This window comes from Streptomyces sp. NPDC057654, from assembly GCF_042800135.1.
Lineage (GTDB): Bacteria > Actinomycetota > Actinomycetes > Streptomycetales > Streptomycetaceae > Streptomyces.
Window position 1 is genome coordinate 1 of record NZ_JBHVHQ010000921.1, and the last position, 3,327, is coordinate 3,327.

A 3,327-nucleotide genomic window follows, 5' to 3' on the forward strand; every position below is an offset into this window, starting at 1 on the left:
TTTCAGCGCCGATGGTACTGCAGGGGGGACCCTGTGGGAGAGTAGGACGCCGCCGAACAATTTTTAGCCGGTGTCCCGGACCTTGTGGTCCGGGACACCGGCATTTTTGCGTTTAGGGTGCAGTCATGCGCTACGACCTCATCATCTTCGACAACGACGGAGTGCTCGTCGACAGCGAGCCGCTCTCCAACCAGGTGCTGTCCGAGTACCTCACCGAACTGGGCCACCCCACCTCGTACGACGAGTCCCTCCGCGACTACATGGGCGCCGCCGTCCACCGCATTCACGAGCTCGTCCAGGAGCGGACCGACCGGCAGCTGCCGGCGGAGTTCGACGAGACGCTGCACGCCCGGGTCTTCCACGCCTTCGAGCAGCACCTCCAGCCGGTGAAGGGGGCCGCCGAACTGCTGGAGTACCTGGTCGCCGAGGGGGTCTCGTACTGTGTGGCGTCCTCGGGCACCCATGAGCGGATCCGGGTCGGGCAGCGCAAGGCCGGGCTCGACGAGTGGTTCGAGGAGGAGTGGATCTTCAGCGCGGACGATGTCGGCAGAGGCAAGCCGGCGCCCGATCTGTTCCTGCACGCGGCACGGTCGATGGGGGTGGAGCCGGCCCGCTGCGTCGTCATCGAGGACAGCCCGCTCGGGGTGGAGGCCGCCGTCGCCGCGGGGATGGACGTCTACGGCTTCACCTCCATGACCCCCGCCGACCGGCTGTCCACCGCGACCGAGGTCTTCACCGACCTCGGAGACCTTCCCCGGCTCCTCGCCTGATCCGTCCTCGACTCCAGTCGCTTCGGCCTCGACCGCCGACTCCCCGAGATTCGCTGTGTGATCCATCTACCCAGCGGTAGTTCCGGCCCGTACGCTCCCCGCCATGACTGCCACCCCCGATTCAGTGGCGCGACTGCGGCACGGCCGAACAGCCCTGGCCGTCAGCTTCTTCGTGCAGGGCGCGGTGTTCGCTCTGCTCGTGACCCGGATCCCGGCCATTCAGGATCAGTACGGGATATCCGACGGGCTGCTGCCCGTCTTCCTGGCCGCCGTGCCGATCCTCGCGGGCGCCGGCAGCTTCGGCGCCGAGCGTCTGGTGGCGCGGGTGCGGCCGAGCGTCGTGCTGCGCTGGGTGCAGCCCGTCGTCTGCCTCGCGCTCCTCGCCGCGGGCTCCGGCGACGCGCTGTGGGAGGCGGCGGTCGCGCTCGGGCTGTTCGGGCTCGCGGTGGGCGCCCTGGACGCGTCGATGAACATGCTCGGCGTGAGCCTCCAGCGGGCGTACGGGCGGAGCATCATGCTGGGCTTCCACGCCGCGTACAGCCTCGGGGGGATCGTCGGGGCCTCGCTCGCCTGGGCCGGGGCGCACTGGCACCTCTCGCTCGCCGTCCTGTACGCGCCGCTGGTCGCGGTGGTGATCCCCGCCGCCCTCGTCGCCAGCCGCTGGTATCCGGACCGGCGCACGCCGGAGCAGTCGGGCATCGAGGACGGGGAGGCGGCCCGGCCGGGCTCGCAGGCGGTCGCCACGCGGCTGCTGCTGCCGCTGTGCCTGGTCATGGCCTTCGCCTATATAGGCGACTCGACGGTGTCCAACTGGAGCGCCAAGTACCTCCAGGACGTGCTGCACAGCTCGGAGCAGCTCTCCACGGTCCCGTACAACGTCTACATGGTGATGACCCTGCTGGGGCGGGCCGTCGGCGACCGGGGCGTGCGGCGGTTCGGGCCGGTCGCGGTCGTACGGGTCGGGGCGGTGGTGGCGGCCTGCGGCTTCGGGGTCGTCGCCCTCGCGCCCGGCGCGTGGGCCGGGATGCTCGGCTTCACGGTCCTCGGCCTCGGGCTGTGCGTGATCGTGCCGCAGACCTTCGCGGCGGCCGGGCGGCTGTTCCCCGGAGCGACGGATATCGCCATCGCGCGGCTGAACATCTTCAACTATGTGGGCTTTCTGATCGGTTCGCCGCTCGTCGGGGCTCTGGGGGACGCCTGGAGCTACCGCGGCGCGATGGCCGTACCGATGCTGCTGGTGCTCGCGATGCTCTTCTACGCCCACTCGTTCGGTTCCGCCGCCGACCGATACCGTGGCGGGCATGAGCGGCCGCGCACAGTTGATGTGGGATGAGGCAGTAACGGGCTACGACTTCGGTCCGGGGCACCCTATGGACCCGGTGCGGCTCGCGCTGACCATGCGGCTGGTCGAGGCGTACGGGCTGCACCGCGAGGTCGACGTGGTGGCCGCGAAGCCGGCCGGCGACTCCACGCTGCGGCTCGTGCACCGGCAGGACTACGTGGACGCCGTGCGTCGGGTGTCGGCCGATCCGGGCGCGGCCGACGGCTCGTACGGGCTCGGGACCGTCGACGATCCGGCGTTCGCGGGGATGCACGAGGCGTCGGCGCTGATCGCGGGTCAGTCGGTGGGCGCGGCCGAGGCGGTGTGGCGCGGCGAGGCGCTGCACGCGGTGAACTTCGCGGGCGGGCTGCACCACGCGATGCCGGGCGGCGCGTCCGGGTTCTGCGTGTACAACGACGCGGCGCTGGCGGTGGCGCGGCTGCTGGAACTGGGGGCGCGGCGGGTCGCGTACGTGGATGTCGACGTACACCACGGGGACGGGGTGCAGGCGGCGTTCTGGGAGGACCCGCGGGTGCTGACGATCTCGCTGCACGAGCACCCGAGCACGCTCTTCCCGCAGACCGGCTGGCCGCAGGAGACGGGCGCGGACGGGGCCGAGGGCTCGGCCGTGAACGTCGCGCTGCCGGCGGGGACCGGGGACGAGGGGTGGCTGCGGGCGTTCCACGCGGTGGTGCCGGAGCTGCTGGCGGCGTTCGCGCCGGACGTGGTGGTGACGCAGCACGGGGCCGACACGCACTTCGAGGACCCGCTGGCGCATCTGGCGGTGTCGCTGGACGCGCAGCGGATGGTGGCCGAGTCGTGCCACGCGCTGGCCCATGAGCACGCCCAGGGGCGCTGGGTGGCCCTGGGGGGCGGCGGGTACGCGGTGGTGGACGTGGTGCCGCGGACGTGGACGCATCTGGTGGGGATCGCGGCGGGGCGGGCGGTCCCGCCGGAGTCGCGGGTGCCGGACGAGTGGCGGCACGAGGTGTACCGGCGGACCCGGTCGGCGGCCCCGGCCCGTATGACGGATGGCCGGGCTCCCGGCTGGCGGGATTTCGTGGAGGCCGGATACGACCCGGCGGACCGGCTGGACCAGGCGATTCTCGCCACGCGGCGGGCGGTGTTCCCGGCGCATGGCATGCTGCCGCTGCCATAGCCGGCGGCAGCATGCCCCACGAGCGCCGTCCGTCCCGTAGCGGATGCTTTTGGTGATTTGCCCGCACCGTGCCGGGG

Annotated in this window: 3 protein-coding genes; all 3 read left to right on the forward strand. The window is 72.0% G+C overall.

The window, feature by feature from the left end; genetic code table 11:
• Nucleotides 1-125: 125 nt before the first annotated feature.
• The 3 genes from ACFU99_RS38300 (at nt 126) to ACFU99_RS38310 (ending at nt 3,250) form a co-directional block, all read left to right on the forward strand.
• Nucleotides 126-770: an HAD family hydrolase gene (locus tag ACFU99_RS38300; RefSeq protein ID WP_384401717.1), complete on the forward strand. Its 645-nt coding sequence runs from the start codon at nt 126-128 to the stop codon at nt 768-770.
• Nucleotides 771-873: 103 nt separating this feature from the next.
• Nucleotides 874-2,103, forward strand: coding sequence for an MFS transporter (locus tag ACFU99_RS38305; protein ID WP_384401720.1), 1,230 nt, complete (start codon nt 874-876; stop codon nt 2,101-2,103).
• A complete protein-coding gene (locus ACFU99_RS38310) occupies nt 2,072-3,250 on the forward strand; it encodes an acetoin utilization protein AcuC (RefSeq protein WP_384401723.1) in 1,179 nt (392 codons plus the stop codon). Before ACFU99_RS38305 ends, ACFU99_RS38310 begins: the two co-directional genes overlap by 32 nt.
• The last annotated feature ends 77 nt before the right edge of the window (nt 3,251-3,327 follow it).